General features: G+C 59.9%; 23 protein-coding genes and 2 pseudogenes. 15 read left to right on the top strand and 10 right to left on the bottom strand.

Annotated features, from left to right (window positions below; all coding sequences use genetic code 11):
- The 3 genes from CKW16_RS25410 to lipA form a co-directional block, all read left to right on the top strand.
- The coding region (locus CKW16_RS25410) for a hypothetical protein (protein ID WP_141232775.1) at positions 1-254 on the top strand (254 nt) is incomplete at its 5' end.
- 139 nt (positions 255-393) lie between these two features.
- Entirely contained in the window at positions 394-1,650 is a 1,257-nt protein-coding gene (gene glyA, locus CKW16_RS25415) for a serine hydroxymethyltransferase (protein ID WP_095131627.1), read from the top strand.
- 50 nt (positions 1,651-1,700) lie between these two features.
- Positions 1,701-2,717, top strand: coding sequence for a lipoyl synthase (gene lipA, locus CKW16_RS25420; RefSeq protein WP_095131629.1), 1,017 nt, complete (start codon positions 1,701-1,703; stop codon positions 2,715-2,717).
- Here the strand turns inward: lipA and CKW16_RS32730 are convergent.
- Positions 2,692-2,862 (bottom strand): annotated as a pseudogene (locus tag CKW16_RS32730) (transcriptional regulator); the annotation flags it as partial. The gene lipA and the pseudogene CKW16_RS32730 overlap by 26 nt on opposite strands.
- 41 nt (positions 2,863-2,903) lie before the next feature.
- Between CKW16_RS32730 and CKW16_RS32735 the strand changes: the two are divergent.
- Positions 2,904-3,149 (top strand): annotated as a pseudogene (locus tag CKW16_RS32735) (aldehyde dehydrogenase (NADP(+))); the annotation flags it as partial.
- Between the two features lie 24 nt (positions 3,150-3,173).
- On the opposite strand, the gene CKW16_RS25435 reads toward CKW16_RS32735, so the two are convergent.
- From CKW16_RS25435 to CKW16_RS25455, 5 genes are all read right to left on the bottom strand, one after another.
- Positions 3,174-3,554: a RidA family protein gene (locus CKW16_RS25435; protein ID WP_095131631.1), complete on the bottom strand. Its 381-nt coding sequence runs from the start codon at positions 3,552-3,554 to the stop codon at positions 3,174-3,176.
- 61 nt (positions 3,555-3,615) lie between these two features.
- A complete protein-coding gene (locus CKW16_RS25440; RefSeq protein WP_095131806.1) occupies positions 3,616-4,074 on the bottom strand; it encodes a metallophosphoesterase family protein in 459 nt (152 codons plus the stop codon).
- 33 nt (positions 4,075-4,107) lie between these two features.
- Positions 4,108-4,500, bottom strand: coding sequence for a GFA family protein (locus CKW16_RS25445; RefSeq protein ID WP_095131633.1), 393 nt, complete (start codon positions 4,498-4,500; stop codon positions 4,108-4,110).
- Positions 4,501-4,547: 47 nt separating this feature from the next.
- Positions 4,548-5,141, bottom strand: coding sequence for a hypothetical protein (locus CKW16_RS25450; RefSeq protein ID WP_095131635.1), 594 nt, complete (start codon positions 5,139-5,141; stop codon positions 4,548-4,550).
- Position 5,142: 1 nt separating this feature from the next.
- On the bottom strand, positions 5,143-5,913 hold the full coding sequence (locus tag CKW16_RS25455; RefSeq protein WP_095131637.1) for a DUF2092 domain-containing protein: 771 nt from the start codon (positions 5,911-5,913) through the stop codon (positions 5,143-5,145).
- Positions 5,914-6,031: 118 nt separating this feature from the next.
- Between CKW16_RS25455 and CKW16_RS25460 the strand changes: the two genes are divergently transcribed.
- The 6 genes from CKW16_RS25460 (at position 6,032) to CKW16_RS25485 (ending at position 11,434) form a co-directional block, all read left to right on the top strand.
- On the top strand, positions 6,032-6,433 hold the full coding sequence (locus tag CKW16_RS25460; RefSeq protein ID WP_095131639.1) for a hypothetical protein: 402 nt from the start codon (positions 6,032-6,034) through the stop codon (positions 6,431-6,433).
- Positions 6,426-6,983, top strand: coding sequence for an HD domain-containing protein (locus CKW16_RS25465; protein ID WP_256580547.1), 558 nt, complete (start codon positions 6,426-6,428; stop codon positions 6,981-6,983). The genes CKW16_RS25460 and CKW16_RS25465 overlap by 8 nt, the downstream gene beginning before the upstream one ends.
- Positions 6,984-7,191: 208 nt before the next feature.
- Positions 7,192-7,473: a DUF3303 domain-containing protein gene (locus tag CKW16_RS25470; protein ID WP_095131641.1), complete on the top strand. Its 282-nt coding sequence runs from the start codon at positions 7,192-7,194 to the stop codon at positions 7,471-7,473.
- 289 nt (positions 7,474-7,762) lie between these two features.
- Positions 7,763-9,379, top strand: a complete 1,617-nt coding sequence (locus tag CKW16_RS25475) for an arylsulfatase (protein ID WP_095131643.1) — start codon at positions 7,763-7,765, stop codon at positions 9,377-9,379.
- Between the two features lie 69 nt (positions 9,380-9,448).
- Positions 9,449-10,711 carry an OmpP1/FadL family transporter gene (locus tag CKW16_RS25480; RefSeq protein ID WP_095131645.1) on the top strand — a complete coding sequence of 421 codons (1,263 nt, stop codon included), beginning with the start codon at positions 9,449-9,451 and terminating at the stop codon, positions 10,709-10,711.
- 48 nt (positions 10,712-10,759) lie between these two features.
- Entirely contained in the window at positions 10,760-11,434 is a 675-nt protein-coding gene (locus CKW16_RS25485; RefSeq protein ID WP_095131647.1) for a DUF3313 domain-containing protein, read from the top strand.
- A 94-nt stretch (positions 11,435-11,528) separates the two neighbouring features.
- On the opposite strand, the gene ligD is transcribed toward CKW16_RS25485, so the two are convergent.
- Positions 11,529-14,120 carry a DNA ligase D gene (gene ligD, locus CKW16_RS25490; RefSeq protein ID WP_095131649.1) on the bottom strand — a complete coding sequence of 864 codons (2,592 nt, stop codon included), beginning with the start codon at positions 14,118-14,120 and terminating at the stop codon, positions 11,529-11,531.
- On the bottom strand, positions 14,117-15,109 hold the full coding sequence (locus CKW16_RS25495) for a class I SAM-dependent methyltransferase (RefSeq protein WP_095131651.1): 993 nt from the start codon (positions 15,107-15,109) through the stop codon (positions 14,117-14,119). Before CKW16_RS25495 ends, ligD begins: the two co-directional genes overlap by 4 nt.
- A gap of 250 nt (positions 15,110-15,359) precedes the next feature.
- Here CKW16_RS25495 and CKW16_RS25500 point away from each other — a divergent pair, with 250 nt between their 5' ends.
- Positions 15,360-15,812 (top strand): cupin domain-containing protein, encoded by a 453-nt coding sequence (locus CKW16_RS25500; RefSeq protein ID WP_095131653.1) that lies wholly within the window; start codon positions 15,360-15,362, stop codon positions 15,810-15,812.
- A gap of 129 nt (positions 15,813-15,941) precedes the next feature.
- On the opposite strand, the gene CKW16_RS25505 is transcribed toward CKW16_RS25500, so the two are convergent.
- The gene (locus CKW16_RS25505) at positions 15,942-16,667 is read right to left on the bottom strand and encodes a tellurite resistance TerB family protein (protein ID WP_095131810.1); all 726 of its coding nucleotides are present in this window, start codon (positions 16,665-16,667) and stop codon (positions 15,942-15,944) included.
- A 171-nt stretch (positions 16,668-16,838) separates the two neighbouring features.
- Between CKW16_RS25505 and CKW16_RS25510 the strand changes: the two genes are divergently transcribed.
- The 3 genes from CKW16_RS25510 (at position 16,839) to CKW16_RS25520 (ending at position 18,634) form a co-directional block, all read left to right on the top strand.
- Complete coding sequence (locus CKW16_RS25510; RefSeq protein ID WP_095131655.1) at positions 16,839-17,264, top strand: N-acetyltransferase; 426 nt, start codon at positions 16,839-16,841, stop codon at positions 17,262-17,264.
- A 248-nt stretch (positions 17,265-17,512) separates the two neighbouring features.
- Positions 17,513-18,232, top strand: coding sequence for a phosphatidylcholine synthase (pcsA, locus tag CKW16_RS25515; protein ID WP_056741835.1), 720 nt, complete (start codon positions 17,513-17,515; stop codon positions 18,230-18,232).
- 15 nt (positions 18,233-18,247) lie between these two features.
- Positions 18,248-18,634: a DUF488 domain-containing protein gene (locus CKW16_RS25520; RefSeq protein WP_095131657.1), complete on the top strand. Its 387-nt coding sequence runs from the start codon at positions 18,248-18,250 to the stop codon at positions 18,632-18,634.
- Between the two features lie 32 nt (positions 18,635-18,666).
- Here CKW16_RS25520 and CKW16_RS25525 read toward each other — a convergent pair whose 3' ends face one another.
- The gene (locus CKW16_RS25525) at positions 18,667-19,140 is read right to left on the bottom strand and encodes an Lrp/AsnC family transcriptional regulator (RefSeq protein WP_095131659.1); all 474 of its coding nucleotides are present in this window, start codon (positions 19,138-19,140) and stop codon (positions 18,667-18,669) included.
- A 139-nt stretch (positions 19,141-19,279) separates the two neighbouring features.
- Here CKW16_RS25525 and CKW16_RS25530 point away from each other — a divergent pair, with 139 nt between their 5' ends.
- On the top strand, positions 19,280-20,491 hold the full coding sequence (locus CKW16_RS25530) for a diaminopropionate ammonia-lyase (RefSeq protein WP_095131661.1): 1,212 nt from the start codon (positions 19,280-19,282) through the stop codon (positions 20,489-20,491).
- Positions 20,492-20,547 lie beyond the last annotated feature (56 nt).

Below are 20,547 nucleotides of genomic sequence, written 5' to 3' on the forward strand. Positions count from 1 at the left end.
TCCGCGAAGAAATCCGCGCAGTGGAAAACGGCACCCTGGACAAGGACGACAACCCGCTGAAAAACGCCCCGCACACCGCGGCGGAAATCGTCGGCGAGTGGACGCATCCGTACAGCCGTGAGCAAGCCGTTTACCCACTCGAAACCTTGATGGACGCCAAATACTGGCCGCCGGTCGGTCGGGTCGACAACGTGTTTGGTGATCGCAACCTGATCTGCGCCTGCCCGTCGATTGCCGACTACCAGGACGCCTAAAAACAACACCCCCTGTAGGAGCAAAGCTTGCTCGCGATAGCCGTTACACGGTCCGCCTGATGAACCGCGTCATCGTTCATCGCGAGCAAGCTTTGCTCCTACAGGTCAGCTCATCCAGAGAACAACAGAGGACTCCACCATGTTCAGCAAGCACGACCAGATCAAAGGCTACGACGACGAACTGCTGGCGGCGATGAACGCCGAAGACGCACGGCAAGAACACCACATCGAGCTGATCGCTTCGGAAAACTACACCAGCCAACGGGTGATGGAAGCGCAAGGCAGCGGCCTGACCAACAAGTACGCCGAAGGCTATCCGGGCAAGCGCTACTACGGCGGTTGTGAACACGTCGACGTGGTCGAACAATTGGCCATCGACCGCGCCAAACAGCTGTTCGGCGCCGATTATGCCAACGTCCAGCCGCACTCCGGCAGCCAGGCCAACGCAGCGGTCTATCTGGCGTTGCTGCAAGCCGGCGACACCGTGTTGGGCATGAGCCTGGCCCACGGCGGTCACCTGACCCACGGCGCCAAAGTCAGCTTTTCCGGCAAGTTGTATAACGCCGTTCAGTACGGCATCGACACTGCGACCGGGCTGATCGACTACGACGAAGTCGAACGCCTGGCCGTCGAGCACCAACCGAAAATGATCATCGCCGGCTTCTCCGCTTACTCGAAGACCCTGGACTTCCCGCGCTTCCGGGCGATTGCCGACAAGGTCGGCGCTTACCTGTTTGTTGATATGGCCCACGTTGCCGGGCTGGTGGCGACCGGTCTGTACCCGAACCCAATTCCTTTTGCCGATGTCGTCACCACCACAACCCACAAAACCCTGCGCGGTCCGCGCGGCGGCCTGATCCTGGCCAAGGCCAATCCGGAACTGGAGAAAAAACTCAACTCCGCGGTATTCCCCGGCGGTCAGGGTGGCCCGCTGATGCACGTGATCGCCGCCAAGGCGGTGTGCTTCAAAGAAGCGCTGGAACCAGCGTTCAAGGCCTATCAGGCGCAAGTGATCCGCAACGCCCAGGCGATGGCTAAAGTCTTTATCGACCGTGGCTACGACGTGGTGTCCGGCGGTACCGACAACCACCTGTTCCTGGTCAGCCTGATTCGTCAAGGCCTGACCGGCAAAGACGCCGACGCAGCCCTCGGCCGTGCCGGTATCACCGTGAACAAGAACGCCGTACCGAACGATCCGCAATCGCCATTCGTGACCTCCGGCCTGCGCATCGGCACGCCGGCGATCACCAGCCGTGGTTTCAAGGAAGCCCAGAGCATCGAGCTGGCGGGCTGGATCTGCGACATTCTCGATCACCTCGGCGATGCCGATGTCGAGGCCCACGTCGCCAGCCAGGCTGCTGCGATGTGCTCTGATTTCCCTGTCTACCGCGACTGATCCGCAGCGGGAGGGTCAACCCCTCCCGCTCGCGCCAAAGGAAAAATGACATGAGCGAAGTGGTGGAATCGACCGGCAAAGCACCGGTAAAAATGCAAGTCGGGGTCAAACTGCGCGGTGCAGAAAAGGTCGCGCGAATTCCGGTGAAGATCATCCCGACCGATGAGTTCCCACGCAAACCCGACTGGATTCGCGTACGCATTCCGATCTCCCCCGAGGTCGACCGGATCAAACAGCTGCTGCGCAAACACAAGCTGCACAGCGTCTGTGAAGAAGCCTCCTGCCCGAACCTCGGCGAGTGTTTTTCCGGTGGCACGGCGACCTTCATGATCATGGGTGACATCTGTACCCGCCGTTGCCCGTTCTGCGATGTCGGCCACGGCCGGCCAAAACCGCTGGATGCCGACGAGCCGATGAACCTCGCCGTGGCCATCGCCGACCTGCGCCTGAAGTACGTGGTGATCACCTCGGTGGACCGCGACGACTTGCGCGACGGCGGCGCCCAGCATTTCGTCGATTGCCTGCGCGAAATCCGCAAGCTGTCGCCGGGCGTGCAACTGGAAACCCTGGTGCCGGATTACCGTGGCCGGATGGACGTCGCCCTGACGATTACCGCCACTGAGCCACCCGATGTGTTCAACCATAATCTGGAGACCGTCCCGCGCCTGTACAAAGCCGCGCGGCCGGGTTCGGATTTCGAGTGGTCACTGGATCTGCTGCAGAAATTCAAGCTAATGGTCCCGCGTGTACCCACCAAATCCGGCCTGATGCTGGGCCTTGGCGAGACCGACGAGGAAGTCATCGAAGTCATGCAGCGCATGCGTGAGCACGATGTCGACATGCTCACCCTCGGCCAATACCTGCAACCGTCTCGCAGCCACTTGCCGGTCCAGCGTTTCGTGCACCCGGACGTGTTCGCCTGGTTCGCCGAGGAAGGTACGCGGATGGGCTTCAAGAACGTTGCGTCCGGTCCTCTGGTGCGCTCGTCCTACCATGCGGACCAACAAGTTCAGGGAGCAACGAACACTGTGGATTCCCTCCTTACTGCTGGATTCGCCCCCCTTTGAAAGCCTCACGCCGTGAGTTGCGCTCTTCTGTGTAGGCAGCGCTCGGCTCGCTGATCAGCTCTTCACGGCGCAAGAGTTCGCCGCAATGTTCGCAAAGCGGCCCTAGCCCTGCGGGTTGGCCACAGGCTTTGTGGGTGTAAACGACCAATGCAAGGTCATGCACATGCATTACTTCGCACGCGGGAAATGGAGCGGCGCACCGGGCGAATCGTTGTCAACGCCTTCGCGCATCCTCAGGAGGTGTCTTTCGCCACCATCCACGGTGGACCGTTTCCGGCAACGTCGGACAGCCGCTTCACCTCGGTTGGCATGACCTCGATTGAACGCTTTTTGCGCCCGGTGTCCTACCAGGGTTTTCCTGATGCGCTATTGCCTGAGTCATTGCGCGAGGTTAATCCCTTGGGGCTGCCTCGCCTCGTAGACGGCCAATAAAAGCCATCCTTCAAGCCCGCGGACTCAGCCCTTGGCCACCATCGCGGTGACTTCCACGCGCATGCCTTCAACCGCCAGGGAGGCCACGCCAACGGCGGCCCGAACCGGCCAGGGCTTGGCGAAGAAGCGCTGGTAGACCTCGTTGAAGGCGGCGCGGTCGGACATGTCGGTGAGGTAGATGGTCAGATGCAGAACCCGGTCCATGGAACTGCCGGCGTGCTCCAGCGCTACCTTGAGTGCCTGCAGGGTGCATTCGCTTTGCAGGGTGATGTCGCCCAGTTCCAGGCTGCCGTCGGCGCGGGTGGGGATCTGAGTGGAGACCAGCAGGCCGCCGAAACCGGCGACATCCGAGGAGATGGATTCTGGATCAGGATCGGGGAGAAAGGTGAGGTCGTGGTTTGCCATGGGTGTCTCTTGCTTGAGGGGTGAAGGGGCTGTCGAGTATATAGCGGCACCCAGGGAAAGGTCATTCCAGCAGCGAGACCAGGCGCGGCTCAATTGAGGTCTCAAACACCTCAAGCAGAGCCAGCGTCACCGGCAGCTTGAAGCGCCGGCGTCCCGCGCTGCCGGGATTGAGATAGAGCTGTTCGCCGCGCCATTCTATGCGGGGCTTGTGCGAGTGGCCGGTGATCACCAGCCTTATGCCTGCATCAAGCACGGCTGGGACATCGGCACTGTCATGTACCAGCAAGGTCTGCCATCCGTTCAGGTCGAAACATAAGCAGTCGGCGAGATTTTCTGCCCAAGGGGCGTCCAGATCATTGTTCCCGCGGACCACGTGCAGCGGGGCTATTGATGCCAGTTGATCGAGGATTTCGGGGTTGCCGATGTCGCCCGCGTGAATAATCCGTTCACAACCCTGCAGTGCAGCAAGGGCTTCAGCGCGGAGCAAGCCATGGGTATCGGAAATCACGCCGACTTTCATGCAGCGCTCCAGACCCGGTTCAAGCATCGGCACCTACTCCTCAAAGCGACCGGTGGCGTCACGGTCGCGCTCGTATCGTCTAGTGAGCGGAAACGGCGGCAACCAGGACTCGCGACGCACGATCCAGCTTTCGTAGGTTGGCATCAGTTGGTCAGGGGCATCCAGGGATCCCAGGTTCACTTCGATTTCGTCGTCGGTGCGCGCAAAAACGGACGAGCCGCAGCGGGGACAGAAAAACCGCCCGGCGTAGTCGCGTGTTTCGCCTTCGATCGTCACCGCACTCTGAGGGAATATCGCGCAAGCTTGAAAAAGCGCCCCATGATGCTTGCGGCAGTCGAGACAATGACAAAGGCCGACCCGATACGGGAGTCCCGACGCCTCAATTCGGACGTTGCCGCACAGGCAACCACCCGTGAATCGCTCCATGTTGCGTCTCCTCTAAAATCAAGCAGTCGGAACGTGATCCCTCCGACTCAAGGCGCATTAACCACGACATAGGTCACATCGCTACCCTGATACTGCGGTTGATACCAGGTTGAGCCGCACTGCATGTAAGCCGTGCCGTACTGGATGACTTGCACGCAACTGGAGGGCAATTGCGCAGGCGTGAAGATCGACCCGACCACCGCTGCTGTCACCGCGACCGTTGCGGTGACGGCCGCCGCCGTGGCGATCGGATGGTAGTGATCGTCGTAGCCATAGCGGCCATTCCCGTCTACGTCGATGTCCACGTCGCGACTGTTGTCGATGTTGACGTTACGGTTGCTGTTGTTGACGTTGGTTCGGTTGCCGACCGTGTTTCCGGTATTGGCCCGATTACCAGAATTGACTGTGTTGCCGGCATTGGCCCGATTGCCCGCGTTGACGTTGGTAGCGCGTTGCGCGGTATTGCCGGTGTTGACGCGCTGAGCCCTTTGGGCACTGGGCGGTGGCGCACGATTGACCGATGCCCTGGCGTGCCCTTGGGCGCGCTGGGGTCGGGCATCCACATAAGTGACCAGGCTCAGCGTCAGTACCGAGGTGGTTACGAGCGATAACAACAGGCTCCACGACATCGTCCTGTTCATGTCATTCCCCTCCCTGATCACTGGCTTTCTTCAAAGGAATCGCCACATCGTCCTTACGCGGTGCGAAGGTGAAGATCGAGTCCTTGATGCCCGGCTTCAGGTTCCAGCGATACACCGCGCTGTATTCCGGAAAACCCGGCTCATCGGTGGTAGTGATCACCAGTTTGCACGGCAGCGGCTTGTCGGATCGGGTGATCCACAACTGCCAGTCAACGCCCTCCTGCCGAAAGGCCAGGTGATCACACAATTGCCCCTTGATCGTCGACGGTCCGACGTACAGCGCCTCTTTCAGCGCATCGATCTGCGCCTGATCGCTGCCAAACAGAAACAGGTCCTCCATGGGCACCTGAATCCCGTAATGGTTTTCTATCAAGTGCAGCGTATCGGAGACTTCAGGCGGTGCATCCACGGTGGTGTAGTACTTGAGAAACGGTGAATACTGGGTCAGTTTCTTGCCGTTGTAGAAGAACTCTCGCGTTCGAATATCGCCTTCCGTCTTGGCATACATCCGATCGTGACCCACCACTTTCAAGACAGTAGAGGCCTCGGTCTTGATCTTCTGGCCAGACTCCAGAACGATATCCCGGGTCACTTCGGCGTCGACCTGAAACGTCGGCAAGCCGCGCAGGTGGTTGCCCATATCGATGAGTTTATCGACCACTTGCGGGTTGATCGTCGGGGTGACGTCCGGTGTTGGCGGATCCTCGGCACGAGCGCCCGGGGCCAGCGCAAGGGTGAACAACAGGCAGAAAACACTTGCGTTGGCTTTCATTGATCCCGCTCCTTGGCCTGTGCACGACTCTTAAGCCTAGACCCGGCGTAACCCGTTCGCCAGAAGGGCTCAAAACCCTATGGGCAAACCCGATTGCAGCACTCTATGATTGAACCCCATGACCACCACGCCTCCGATCCGCCAACCCTGCCCGCCCGGCGCCTGCGACTGCGGTCGTGACCCGCTGCTGGAAACACCGGGGGCGGACGTGCGCATCCTGTTTCTGACCCGTTCGGAAGAAAAGCGCCTGGTCGAACGCCTGGAAAACCTCCAGAGCCTGAGTGACCTCGAGCGCCTGCAACAGCGAATGTATGAGCAGTTGGGCATCCGCGTGGACATCGCCCCCAGCTTCAACGAAGTACGCACCATGCGCGGTATCGGTATCAACGTCGGCGAACAACCGGGGCTATGCCGCAAAACCCGTCAGTCGATCCCGGCCGCGATTCGTCGCGCACTGGAGAAGCGCCCGGAGATTGCCTACGCGCTGCTCAACGCCAACGACCTGTTGCGCGATGCGTGAACTCAACCCCATGAACATCGCCCTCGAATTCCCCGTCACGGACGACATACTGACGTCATTCGCGCTGGTGATCGGCTCTGATCTGCAGGGCTATCGCAATCACATTTATCGGGTGCTGAACTTCTATATCGCGATCAGCGGCATCGCCGGTCTGCCGTCCGAAACCGTGCAGATCGCGGCGGCCTTTCATGATCTGGGCATCTGGACCGACCGGACCCTCGACTACCTGGAACCGTCGGTTCGCCTGGCTGAGGGTTATCTCGCCGACCGGCAACTGTCGCACCTGAGCAGCGAAGTCACGGCACTGATCCAGGAACACCACAAAGTACGGCCCTATGGTGCCGCCCATGCACTGAGCGTCGAGCCCTTCCGGCGAGCCGATGTCATTGATGTAACCCTCGGCGCGGTGACATTCGGCCTGCCACGGGAATTCATCAAAACGGTGAAGTCGACGTTTCCCAATCATGGGTTTCACAGGATGCTGATCAGGCTGACTGCGCGGCAATTCCTTCGTTCTCCCCTACGGCCACTGCCGATGTTTCGTTGGTGAAACAGGTGTCATCCACGGACTGATACAAAGGCAACGAAACAGGATCAGCGGTCATACGCAGAGTCTGGCCTGCTGCTATGCCTTCTCATGGGAGCAATGTTTTCAAGCCAGTCAGGGATGAAGCTGGACACTCAAGCGTGACCGTGGTTCCGGCACCCGCCAGGTGCGCGAAGAGCAACAGGTGCCAATCCGTAGCAGGAGGTGGCAAATGTTATTCATAGTCAATTGGTCTATCAGCTCGGTAAATCGTAACAGCGCGATCGAGCGTTTCCTCAAGACCGGGGGTGCTCCACCCGCTGGCGTCAAAATGCTGGGACGCTGGCACGCCGTCGGTGGTGCATCCGGTTTTGGCGTGGCAGAGGCCAGTGATCCGGCAGCCATTCAGAAGTGGGTGCTGGAATGGAGCGACCTCATGACCATGGAGGTCAAGGCGGCACTGACCGATGAACAGATAGCGCCGCTGCTGGCGGGCGCTGTCGGCAAGCAATAGTCGTTGGGGCGGCGAGCCGGGCTCGCCGCCTCATGCCCTCCCGCACTTCGAACAACACATCCCCTATGGCCGGTCCAGGCACGGATTTGAGGAATTCGTCTGGTTGAAGTGTCAGCAATCATCCGAATCCACGACAAGCTGTAAAGCCCATGAAACAAGGCCTTCGGCCGAATAACCAATTACTGGAAATTTCACAATTCTTACCTACGCTCTTCGCGGGGGATCCAAAATTTCCTGGGCGGCCGGGGGCTCGTCTCAGAGTACCAACGCTAGTGCGCAGGAGCTCGATATGAACCGGACAAAGCTATCCTCGGTGTTCGCCGTCCCCTTATTTCTGTCTGCAATGGTTCTCCCCGTCATCACTCAAGCCGCCGACAAAACAGCCCCCAACATTGTGGTGATCATGGGCGACGATATTGGCTGGTCCAATATCGGTGTCTACAACCAGGGCATGATGGCCGGTCGAACACCCAACCTCGACCAGCTCGCTGCCGAAGGCATGCGTTTCACCGACTACTACGCCGAGGCCAGTTGTACCGCTGGGCGCGCCAACTTCATTACCGGCGAACTGCCGATCCGTACCGGGATGACGACTGTCGGGCAGGCCGGTTCTCCCATTGGTATTCCCGCCGAAGCCGTCACCATCGCCACCACACTCAAGTCCATGGGTTACGCCACCGGCCAGTTCGGCAAGAACCACTTGGGCGACTTGAACGAATTCCTGCCGACCGTGCATGGTTTCGACGAGTTCTTCGGCTACCTCTATCACCTGGACGCCATGGAAGATCCGGCGCACCCCAATTATCCGCAAAATCTTCTATCCACCGTCGGCCCACGGAACATGGTTCACAGCTGGGCCACGACGACTGACGACACGACCGTGATGCCGCGCTGGGGCAAGGTCGGCAAACAGAAAATCGAAGACGCCGGCACCCTCTATCCGGAGCGGATGAAAACCGTCGACGACGAAATTCGCGACAAAGCCTTCACCTTCATCGACAAGGCCAAGCAGGACAACAAACCGTTCTTCCTGTGGCTCAACCCGACCCGCATGCACATCGTCACGCACCTCTCCGACAAGTACCAAGCCATGCGCAATGCGCAAAACGGCTGGTCGGAACAGGAAGCCGGCATGGCGCAGATCGACGACATCGTCGGCGACGTGATGGCCAAGCTGAAAAAAGACGGCATGGATGACAACACCATCGTGATTTTCACCACGGACAACGGCGCTGAAAACTTTACCTGGCCGGATGGCGGCACCACGCCGTTTGCCATGGGTAAAGGCACGGTGATGGAGGGTGGTTTCCGGGCTCCGGCGATCATTCGCTGGCCGGGCAAGGTACCTGCTAACCAGGTGGCCAACGGCATCATGTCAGGCATGGACTGGTTCCCGACCCTGGTCGCGGCGGCGGGCAACCCGAACATCACCGCAGAATTGCTCAAGGGCAAACAACTGGGCGATACCACTTACAAAGTGCACCTGGACGGCTATGACCAGACACCGATGATTACCGGCAAAGGTCCATCGAATCGCCATGAGATCTTCTACTTCGGCGAAAGCACGTTGGGCGCTATCCGTATCGATGACTTCAAGTACCGCTTCATTGACCAGCCTGGTGGCTGGCTAGGGGCAAAAACCACGCTGGACGTGCCGATGCTTACCAACCTGCGCCTCGACCCGTTCGAACGCGCCGGATGGCCGGAAAACATGGCGGCCAATGGCTCGCTGGAGTATTTCGAGTGGTTCAAATTCCAGTTCTGGCGCTTCGTGTTTGTGCAGCAGCAGGTGGTCAAACTGGCTGAAACAGCGGTTGAGTTCCCGCCCATGCAAAAAGGTGCGAGCTTCAACCTCGAGGCCGTCAAAGCCAAGATCGAAGCGGCCCGGGCGGCCATGGGCAAGTAAGCAGTTGAATTCGCGGGTGGCCAGCGTTCACCACCCGCGTTCATGACGGACATTTGCTGAGGTGACCCCATGCAGATAAAAACATCCGCCCTGCCCGCCATTACCCTGTGTGCCCTGTGCAGTCAGCACGCTTACGCCGGCGGCATCATGCTCTATGAAATCGGCACCGATAACGCCGGCCTGGCCAACGCCGGTGCCGCCGCCCGTGCTCAAGGCCCCTCGACCATCGCCAGTAACCCGGCCGGCATGAGTTATCTGCCCGGCACACAGATCACCGGTGGTTTGCAGGTTCTCTACGGCGACCTGAGCTTCGATCGCGACTCAAACACCAACGGCACTGGCAGTGGCAACGCCCTCGACCCGATTCCCGGTGGCAGCTTCTTCGTCAGCCATCAGTTCGACGACCACTGGAGCATTGGCTTCGGCCAGTACGCTGACTTTGGCCTGGCGGTCAATTACGACAACGAATGGTCCGGGCGCTACTTCGCGCAAAACGCCAGTCTCGCCGGTTTGTCTTTCGTGCCCAGCGTGGCTTACCGCTTCAACGAGCAATGGTCGGTGGGCGTCGGCGTGAAAGCCATGTATGGCATGCTGCAAGACCAAACCGCGATCGACCGCTCGCCTTTCGGCTTCACCGACCGCAGCGACGGCCAATTCAAATACAAGGACAACGATTGGGGTTTCGGCGCGAATGTGGGGGTGATCTATGCCCCGCAACCCGGCACGCGCATCGGCCTTGCCTACACCAGCAAGGTCGATCTGGAGTTCGAGGACGGGTTGGACGTCAAAGGCGACGGGCCCGCTCTGGATCGCCTGGATGGCCTGAACACCCAGCTCGACATGACCGTGCCGCAAACGGCAACACTGAGTCTGTTCCAGCAACTCGACCCGCAATGGGCCTTGCTGGCCTCGGTCAACTGGCAGGACTGGTCAGAGCTTGGCGATATCGCGGTGCAAGTCGACACCACCGCGTTTGGCGCTCAATCGACGACGGTCGACGCCCATTTCAAAGACACCTGGCAACTGGCGCTCGGCGCGCAGTATCAGGCCACACCGCAACTGCTGTGGAACGTCGGTGTGGCGTATGACAGCAGCGCCGTTTCGGACGCAAACCGAACTTTTACCGTTCCCATGGGCGAATCCTGGCGCATTGCGGCCGGAGCCACCTATGCTCTGAACAAGATCACGGACATTAATGTCAGCTGGGCCATGGTCTGGTTGGGCGATATGCCAGTGGACCAGACCAAATCCACGTCGGGTATTCGAACCTCCGGCGAGTTCGACAATGCCTGGATTCAGGCCCTGACCGGCAACATGACCTGGCGCTTCTGATGCCCTGCTACTGAAAAAAACGATTTAATCCATGGAGCAAACACCACTATGAACGTGTCCCGAAAACTGTTTATTGGCGCTGCGCTGGCCAGCCTGCTGCTCGGCGGTTGCACCTCGAAAGTCACCGAGCGCGAGCAGTATTCCGGTTTCCTGTCCAACTACAACAACCTGGAAGAAGTGACGACCACCAGTGGCGAGAAAGCCATGCGCTGGGTGAGCCCGTCATGGAACCCGAATGCGTATGACACCGTGGCCTTCAACAAGCTGGAGCTGTACCCGGCGCCCAAGCCCACTGAGCGGGTGAACCAGCAAACCCTGGACGAGTTGCAGAGCTACATGACCAGCAAGGCCAAAGGCGTGCTGGGCCAGAGATATCGGGTGGTGTCGAGCGCGAAATCAGCGCCGGCCGGTTCAAAACCCCTGATCCTGCGCGCGGCGATCACCGGAGTGAGTGCCTCCAACGAAGGCATGAAATGGTACGAAGTGGTGCCGATCGCGGCTGTAGTCGGAGCTACACAGGCCGCCACCGGTCACCGGGATCAGGACACCAACCTGTTCATCGAGGCTGAGTTCATCGACGCAAGAACCAATCAAACTGTGGCCAAAGTGGTGCGCAAGGTATTTGGCAGCCAACTGTCGAACGAGAGCCAGAAGATCACCACCAAGGATTTCAAAGTGGCGATCGACAAGCTGACCAGTGACCTACAGGCGTTTATCAAATAGTCCGATTGCTTTTTGTAGGAGCACGGCTTGCCGGCGATGGCGCTCTCAAGGGCGCTATCGCCGGCAAGCCGTGCTCTTACAAGGGTGTGTATGGCTACTTCTTCATCCCGACCCGCCGCCGCATCTCGGCGGTGATCGACTGCCGGGTTTTCTTCAGGTCCGCCCAAGGTTCATCACCGACCTCGGCCAGGCGTTCATGCACAGTGTGCACGTTCCACTGATTGCCGCCCTTGAGCTCGCCCACCTCTTCGCGAAAGATCGGCACCGACACCGGCAACCCTTCGCGGGTGCGCACGGCGTAGGCACAGATGGTCGTGGCGCCGAGGCCGTTGCGCAGGTAATCGATGAAGATCCGCCCTACCCGGTTCTTCGGTCCTGACACAGCGGAAAAACGCTCCGGCAGCAACTTGGCCATGTGGCTGACGATCGCGTGGCTGAAGTCTTTCACCTCATCCCAACCCAGCTTGCGGGTCAGCGGTACCACCAGGTGAATCCCTTTGCCGCCGCTGGTCTTGAGGAACGCCTTGAGCCCCAGTTCATCGAGTACCGACAGGGTCAGTTGGGTCGCCTCGACCATGCTTTTCCAGGGCAGCGCCGGGTCCGGGTCGAGGTCGAGGACGAAGCGGTCGGGTTTGTCGAGGTTGTCCGAGGTGGCGTTCCAGGTGTGCAACTCGACGGTACTCATCTGCACGGCGCCGATCAGCGCTTCGGCGTTGTTGATGATCATCACCGGTTGGCCGGTGAGTGCCTTGTCCAGGGTGGTGATTTCCGGAATGGCCAGGCGCTCGGCGTTCTTCTGGAAAAACAGTTCGCCGGCGATGCCGTCCGGGGCGCGCACCAGCGCCACGGGCCGGTCCTTGAGTTCGGGTAAAATCCATTCGGTGACGCTGGCGTAGTACTCGGCCAGTTGCACTTTGGTGGTGCCGCTGCTGGCGTCGATCACCCGGTCCGGGTGAGTGATGCGGACCTTGCCCTCGCCCAGGCCGATTTGTGAGGGCGCGGGCGCGGCTTTCTTTTTCACAGCGGTGGAAGGGTTTTCGACAGTGATTTTTTTCGCGGCTGAAGTCTTCACGGCTTTCGGACGCTCCTCGGTAATGTCTTCGGCCAGTTTGTCGTCACGCAGACCATGGAACACCGCATGTCGGACTGAACCTTCCTTGGTCATTTCGGCAAAAGCGACCTCAGCCAGCAACGTGGGCTTGAGCCAGTGCACACCCTTGGCGTCAAACCCGCTCGGCGGGTTGACCACTGAACTCTTTTTGGTCTGCAACGGTTTCAGTTGCTCGTAGATGCGCTTGAGCGTCGTCTCGTTGAACCCGGTGCCGACCTTGCCCGCGTAACGCAACTCACCGCTGTCGCGGTCATGCAATCCCAGCAGCAGCGCACCGAAGGCATTGCGCGAGCCTTTCGGGTCGGTGAAACCGACGACCACAAATTCCTGCCGATGCTTGCACTTGAGCTTGATCCAGTCGCTGCTGCGCCGCGACACGTAAGGCGAGCCCAGACGCTTGCCGATCAGCCCTTCCATCTGCATTTGGCAGGCACTGTTGAGCAGCGCTTCCGGTTCTTCGCTAAAGGCATCGGAGAAGCGCAGCAACGGGTCTTTGTTGGAGTTGAGCACGGTCGACAGCGCCACCCTTCGCTCCTCGACCGGCACCTCGCGCAGGTCCACGCCGTTGAGGTAAGGCATGTCGAACAGGTAGTAGACGATGTTGCCGCTGCGGCCCGAGTCGAAGGCGTTTTGCAAGGCCTGAAAGTCCGGCACGCCCTGCTCGTCGGCGACCACCATTTCCCCGTCGAGCCAGGCGGATTCGAGGCCTAGCGCCGCCAACGCCTCGGCTTGTCCGGGCAGTTTGTGGGTCCAGTCGTGGCCGTTGCGGGTGAAGAGTTTGACTTCGTCGTGGTCGATGCGCGCCATGATCCGATAGCCATCGAACTTGATCTCATAGCTCCACTCGCCGCCCGGGGCCTTTTCGACCAGCGTCGCCAGTTCCGGTTTGAGCAGCTCAGGCAATTTGGCTTTGCGGGCGCCCGTCAATGGCGCCGACTTTTCCTTGCGCGCCGGGGTGGCGGTTTTTTTGACGGGTTTTGGTTTGGCAGCGGTCTTCGCCTTTTTGGCAACGATGGTCCGGTCACTGAGCACGCTGTCGGGCTCGGCGGCGACCACGTCGTAATCGCTTTCGGGTTTGGCCGCGCCGTCCTGATGCTTGATCAGAAACCATTGCTCCTGCTTGCCCGGCATGTGCGTGCGCACCAGGTTCCACAGGCCGCCGAGCTTCTCGCCTTTTAGCTCGAATTTGAGTTTGCCCTTGGCGTAAGCCTCGGCCGGATCGCCCTGAGGAATCCATACCCCACGGTCCCAGACAATCACCTCGCCGGCGCCGTAGTGCCCTTCGGGAATGCTGCCCTCGAAGGTGGCGTAATCCATCGGATGGTCCTCGACATGCACCGCCAGGCGCTTGACCTTGGGGTCCAGTGACGGGCCTTTGGGCACTGCCCAGCTTTTCAGCGCGCCATCGAGCTCCAGGCGAAAGTCGTAATGCAGGCGCGAGGCGTCGTGCTTCTGGATGCAGAACTGCAAGGCATGGTCTTTCGCAGTTTTTTTGCCCGAACGTTTATCGGCGGCCGGTTCCGAGGTCGCCGAGAAATCGCGCATGCGATTGTAATCGTCCAGGCTCCTGCTCATGGCGCACCGGCTGACGTAACGGTGCCTCCGATGCCTGGGCCGATACGCGTGACAATCAGGGCGACGACGGCAATTCGTTCCACCCGCTGATAGCCAGGGGTCAACAGTTCTTCACCGAACACGTCAGGGTCGAGTTCGTGGTAGGTCCAGCCGAACATCGGCGATTCCAGATACGGAGTCACCGCATCCAGAAACGGGTCGAGACCATCGATCATCGCCGCGCCGGTGTACAGCACCAGGGAGCCACCGGGGGCCAAGCGATACAGGGCTTGCTCGACAATGCGCAACGACAATTGCGCCCCCAGCGCGCCGCCGCCATGCCGGTAAGCGCGCTCGGTCGGGTCGGCCATGTAGGGCGGATTGGCGACGATCAAGTCGAAGTGGCCGTCGACGTCCTGCAGCACGTCGCTGGCCTCGATGCTGACATTGGCCACCTCGGCGAGCGCGACGTTGACCGCCGTCATGCGTAACGCCAACGGGTTGATGTCGACGGCCAGCACTTCGGCCTCATGGCGGGCGCGGGCAATCACAATCGCTCCGACACCCGCCCCGCAACCAATGTCCACGGCGCGCCTGATCGGTGCGAAGCTCTGTTGCAGATGAGCGTGAATCAGTTGTGCAAAACGATAAGTGTCGGGGCCGAAGAACACCGCATCAGCGGCATCAGTGGGGTAACCCGAATGCACGAACAACAGGTCATCGAGGCTTGACCAGCGCACATGACTTTTCAATCGACCATTGCATTCCTCGAGGACGCCTGCCTGTTGCAACTGCCGCTGCTCATCCACCGACAACAGACCGGGCTCAAACCACCGCGACCAGCCAAATACTTCGCGCAGGGTCCGGGCGCTTTGCCCGAAGACGCGATCATTGACCCGCTGATGGGTCAGCGGCGTTGGCGTGATGAAACGGTAACCGTCGGCCTGCAAGCGGCGCCCCAGTTGCAACAAGGCCAGATCGGCGGCGCTAAGCTGTGCTTCCTGATTCATGAAGGGCTCCCTATCGAAAACCGGATTTGCTCGTCGGCGGCAAGCCCTTTAAGTGTAGCGTGCAGGCATTGGACATCCGGGTCATTGGCGGGGCTCAATCAGCACGTCTCTACATCAGCAGAGCGACACCCCCGGAAGAAAATTCCATCGGCGTTGAAATCGCCCGGACAGACGGGCTTGTGGCTCGGCACCCGGCGCCAGACAAGTGAATATACTCAGCGGGTGTGGACTCATCCTTCGGAGAGCAATCATGCGAACGGTTCATGTCATCGAGCCCGAAAAAACCCCCGACCCGGTCAGTGTTGTGGGTGAGGCCATCACCATTCTTGCGGGCGGGGATCTGAGCAAGCCTTTTGAAATGCATATCCAGGAAGGCGTGCAAGGCGGCGGGCCACCTCCGCACTTTCACCCTTGGGACGAAGCGTTCTACGTCATTGACGGGCAGGTGGAAGTGACGGTTGCGGGCAATGCCACCACCATTTTCCCCGGCGGTTATGTGCATATTCCTGCTGGGACTGTTCATGCTTACAAGAACATCAGCGCGACGGCGAAGATGATCGGCGTGGTGTCTGATCCGCGCGGTGGTCAGTTCTTTACCGCGGTGGATCAGCTCAAAGTGCCGCAGGATTTGCCGCGGATCCTGGCAATCGCCGAGAGTTTCGGCGTTACGTTTCTGGTGCCGAAAGCACCTGAGTCCCGGTAGAGGCCAGACCGTTTTTTCATGATCGTTCCCACGCTCCGCGTGGGAATGCCTCTCGGGACGCTCCGCGTTCCTTCCACGAAGCCAGAGCCATGCCTGGCATCTTAGTGACGCAGAGCGTGGGAACGATCATCAGGCCACGCCACCTTTGGCCTGTTGCTCCAGATGCACCTGCAGCTCCGGATCGATACTCAGCGCCGCAGCCAGTTCATCCAGATAGCTACGTTCGGCGTCCTGCTGATCGTCCACCAGCATCACACTGGCCAGGTACATCTCCGCCGCCATGCCGGAATCCGTGGCCGACTGCGCCACATCGGCAGCGTCCAGCGGCCTCGCGACTTCATCGTCCAGCCATTGCTGAAGCTCTGGGTCGTCGGTGTGGCGACCGATTTCGGTGCTGATCATCTGTTTCTCGGCATCATCAATCCGGCCATCGGCCTTCGCCGCTGCAATCAATGCACGAAGGATCGCGTGGCTGTGGTCCTCGACTTCCGGGCCGGACAACAGGTCGACAGTGCGCGGTGCCTGTTGCGGCGCCGAGGCCTGGCTGCGTTGCCAGGCTTGATAGGCCTGGAATGCCATCATTCCGAGCGAAGCCAGCGCCGCGTAGTTGGTGCCGCCACCCGAGCGGGTCTGGGTCGAACCGCCCATGGTTGAGCCACCGCCCAGCAGACCACCGAGCAAACCACCCAGGCCACCGCCCCCTGCGCTTGAACCGGCACCACCGCCCAACAGGCCACCGAGCAATCCACCGAGACCGCCGAGACCACCTTGGGCCGACGCGCCACCGCCACCCTGTTGCGACATTGAGCCTTGGCCGGCCCTTAATAATTGTTCGAGCAGATCGCTGGTGTTCATGACGATGTCCTCATCGATCGGAGTGATCCAGTCAGGCAACGATAGTCCTCGCCGGCAAATGCGCCACCACCGTTTGGCTGACGTGAAACCCTTATTGCCCTTGACCCTGATGACCATCGGCTGCAAGTGTTCTACCCTCGCAAACCCGATGCCCACAGGATCAACGAACACATGGACCGCCACCTGATTGTCGTCAGCGACGTCATCGAACCTGAAGTCGAGCACGTACTCAGCGCCGGGCTGAGTGCCTTCAATGATCAGATGACCGGCATCAACGACCGCCAGTCGCTGGCGGTCACGGTCCGCGATCCGGATACCCATCAGGTGCTGGGCGGTATTACCGGGCGTACGTCGCTCGGTCTGCTATTTCTTGATCTTTTCTACTTGCCCGAGTCACTGCGCGGCTCCGGGCTCGGGTCTCGACTACTCAAAGCGTACGAGGACGAAGGCCGTCGTCGCGGTTGCCGCTCGGCGGTGCTCTATACCCTCAGTTTCCAGGCCCCGCAGTTCTATGAAAAGCACGGCTGGCAGCGCTTCGGGGAAGTGCCTTGCGACCCGCCAGGCACAAGTCGGGTGTTCATGAGCAAGGCGTTGTGATTGAGCCTGTCTGGACCCGATCAACCCGCCGATCACTGCGTTTGAGTAAAACGTATCGCCCTGCGCCGATGCTTCATTTAATACCCCGGATTTACCCGGGGTATTTTTTTGCGGCCCAGCTAAGATTTACAGAGGGTGAACCTTATCCCCGGATACCCGGTCGATACATGCAACCTGACTTGGTTTGCCGACACCCCCAATTGAAGGGGGTGATAACAGGCTTGCTTCACTTTCTGGAGAACGCCCCCGTGATATCGACCCTACACATCGCCAGGCTCAAAGCTTGGGGCGCCCATGGTTTTACCGCCACCGGCGTGGTCACTGCCTTCCTCGCGACCCTCGCCCTGCTGGAAAACCAGGCCACAAACTGCCTGCTGTGGCTGGGCGTCGCCCTGATCGTCGATGGGCTGGATGGCGCGTTGGCACGCAAGGTCAATGTCCAGTCGGTACTGCCAAGTTTCGATGGCTCGATCCTCGATCTGGTCATCGACTACCTGACGTATGTGTTTATCCCCGCGCTGTTCATTTATCGTTACATCCCCCTTCCGGACTACACGCTGCTGCTGTCCGTGTCGCTGATTCTGGTCTCGTCGCTGTTTTGCTTCTGCAACGTCAACATGAAGAGCAAGGACAACTACTTCCAGGGCTTCCCCGCCGCCTGGAACGTGGTCGCCTTGTGCCTGTACATCATCGCCCCGTCGCCGTGGATCACTTTTCTCACCATCATCGGCCTGGCCCTGTTGACCGTGACCCGGATGAAGTTTCTCCACCCGTTCCGCGTGCGCAAATTCATGCCGATCAACATCGCGGTAACGGCCATCTGGCTGCTGTGCAGCTTGTCGCTGGTGGTCAACCATCCGGTGATCAACCCGCTGGTGATGGGGCTTTGGCTGTTGATGTCGGCTTACTTCCTGGGGATCTGCATCTGGCGCACAGCGCTGGAGTGGTTCGAAAACTCGCGGGGATAAGGGAACACATCGACCATGCCCATCCATATCGTGCGCCTCGGTTCACCGCGCGCCGCCGATGAAGGCCTGCGCCTGGGCACGGTGCGGCGCCCGCCGCGTGGCGTGCCGAAGACCGAGTTTGCCAGCCGGGATTTTTATGACGTGTGGCAGCCGCTGCTGTCTCCCAGTGCAGAACTGGTCGCAGAAGCCAAAGCAGCGGAAGACGCCAAGGCGTGGGAAGCCTTCAAGCGCAAGTTCAAGACTGAAATGAACCACCCGGCGCCCAGCCAATTGCTCGATTTGTTGGCAGCGTTGTCCCATCAAACGTCACTGGCCATTGGCTGTTATTGCGAAGATGAAGCGCATTGCCATCGGTCGGTATTGCGGGAGTTGTTAGAGGCGCGTGGTGCGCAGCTCAGTTAGTAGCTGGCGCAGGTTACTCCGACATTGACTACTCAAGATCGGGCTACCTCCACCGGCACCTGCAACCCCACCTTGACGTTGCTCATGGAAACCAGCGTCTTGAAGCGCTTGACGTTGTTGTTCTCGAAAAACAACTCACGCGTCAACTCTGTGTACTGCTCCATGTTGCGCACCGCCAACACCAGCACGAAGTCCCACTCCCCGGCGACGTAGTAACACTGCTGCACCTGCGGGCAATTGGCGAAGCTGCGCTTCATGGCGTCCAGCAAATCCAGACGCTCACTCTCCACTTCGACTTGGGCGACGATGGTCAGCGGGTAGCCGAGCTTCTCCTGATCCACCACTGCCATAGTGCCTTTGATGAAGCCATCCTGAGTCAGGCGTTTAAGGCGGCGGTTAACGGCGGCTGAAGACAAATTGACCCGAGCACCCAATTCGCTTTGGGACAGGCCAGCGTCTTGCTGGACTTCTGCAATCAGCTTCAGATCGAAGGCATCGAGACTCATAGAGAAGGGGCTCGCAATAAAATTGATGTAAACCGCATGAATGAGTAATGGAAGTACGACGACGGCGCCAATTTCAAGAAATGAGTGTGACAGTTGCGAGATATTATTTCACTCCGCTGCCCACCACCTGGAGCCGACGATGCTGATCGCCAACCCCAATGCCAGCCGTGATATCTATCCCGATGACCTCAAGGCCATCCTGAACATTCAGACAGCCGCCGAAAGCCGCATCTGGCTGGCGAACTGGAACACACTTAACCGCGCCGGCACACCCTTGTTCAGCCTGCCCGACCTGGCCGCCCATCTCGGTGTCGACGAGCTTCTGGTCAAGGATGAGTCGAGCCGTTCGCAGCTGGGCAGTTTCAAAGCGCTGGGCGCACCGGTTGCCCTGGTGCGGTTAATCCTGCGGCTGTTTCCCGAACACCCTTTCGAACCCCGGGGCCTGCTGATGGGCGACTACGGCGACGCCTTGAAGGACTTTACGGTGATCAGCGCCACCGACGGCAACCACGGCCGTGCCCTCGCCGCGGCGGCACAAAGCGTCGGTTGCCGTTGCGTCATCGTGCTGCACGCCAACGTTAGCATCGAACGGGAACAGGCCATCGCCGCCTATGGTGCGCAGATCGTGCGAGTCCCCGGCAACTACGATGAATCGGTTGAAGAAGCCGCCGCGCGGGCCGTCGAGCACAACTGGCAGGTGGTGTCCGACACCTCCTACGAGGGCTACGAAGACATTCCCCGGGATGTGATGCAAGGCTACGGCACTATTGCAGCGGAAGTCGTTGAGCAGGCCGATGGCCAAGCCTTCACTCACGTGTTCCTTCAGGGCGGCGTGGGTGGTCTGGCGGCTGGCCTCGCCAGTTACTTCTGGGAGCTTTATGGCACAGCACGACCGGCGATGATCGTCGTTGAACCGCAACAGGCCGACTGCCTGTTCCAAAGCGCCCTCGCCGGCCATGCGGCGAAAACCCAAGGCTCGGTGGACTCAGTGATGGCCGGGCTGGCCTGCGGTGAAACCTCGCCCCTGGCCTGGAAGTTCCTGCAGACCAGCATCGACCATTTCATGACGATTGAAGACGAGGACGCCGTCAACGCCATGCGCATGCTGGCGAGGGGCAGTGATCGGGACGTTCCGCTGGTGGCCGGTGAATCGGCGGTGGCCGGGCTCGCGGGGTTGATCCAGTTGCTCAAGTCGCCCCACCTGGCCGCGGAAGTGGGCATTGATGAGTGCTCACGGGTTCTGCTCATCAGCACCGAAGGCGCCACTGCTCCTGCCATTTACAGCGAACTGGTGGGAGAGACGGCTCAATCGGTTCTGCAACGCCAGCACCTCTGGCTGCAACAAAAATAAGGTGTGGCAGGAGGTTATCAACTTGTCAGTAGAATGGGCTGCCATTCAAAACAGGC

This window comes from Pseudomonas sp. Irchel s3h14, assembly GCF_900187425.1.
GTDB lineage: Bacteria > Pseudomonadota > Gammaproteobacteria > Pseudomonadales > Pseudomonadaceae > Aquipseudomonas.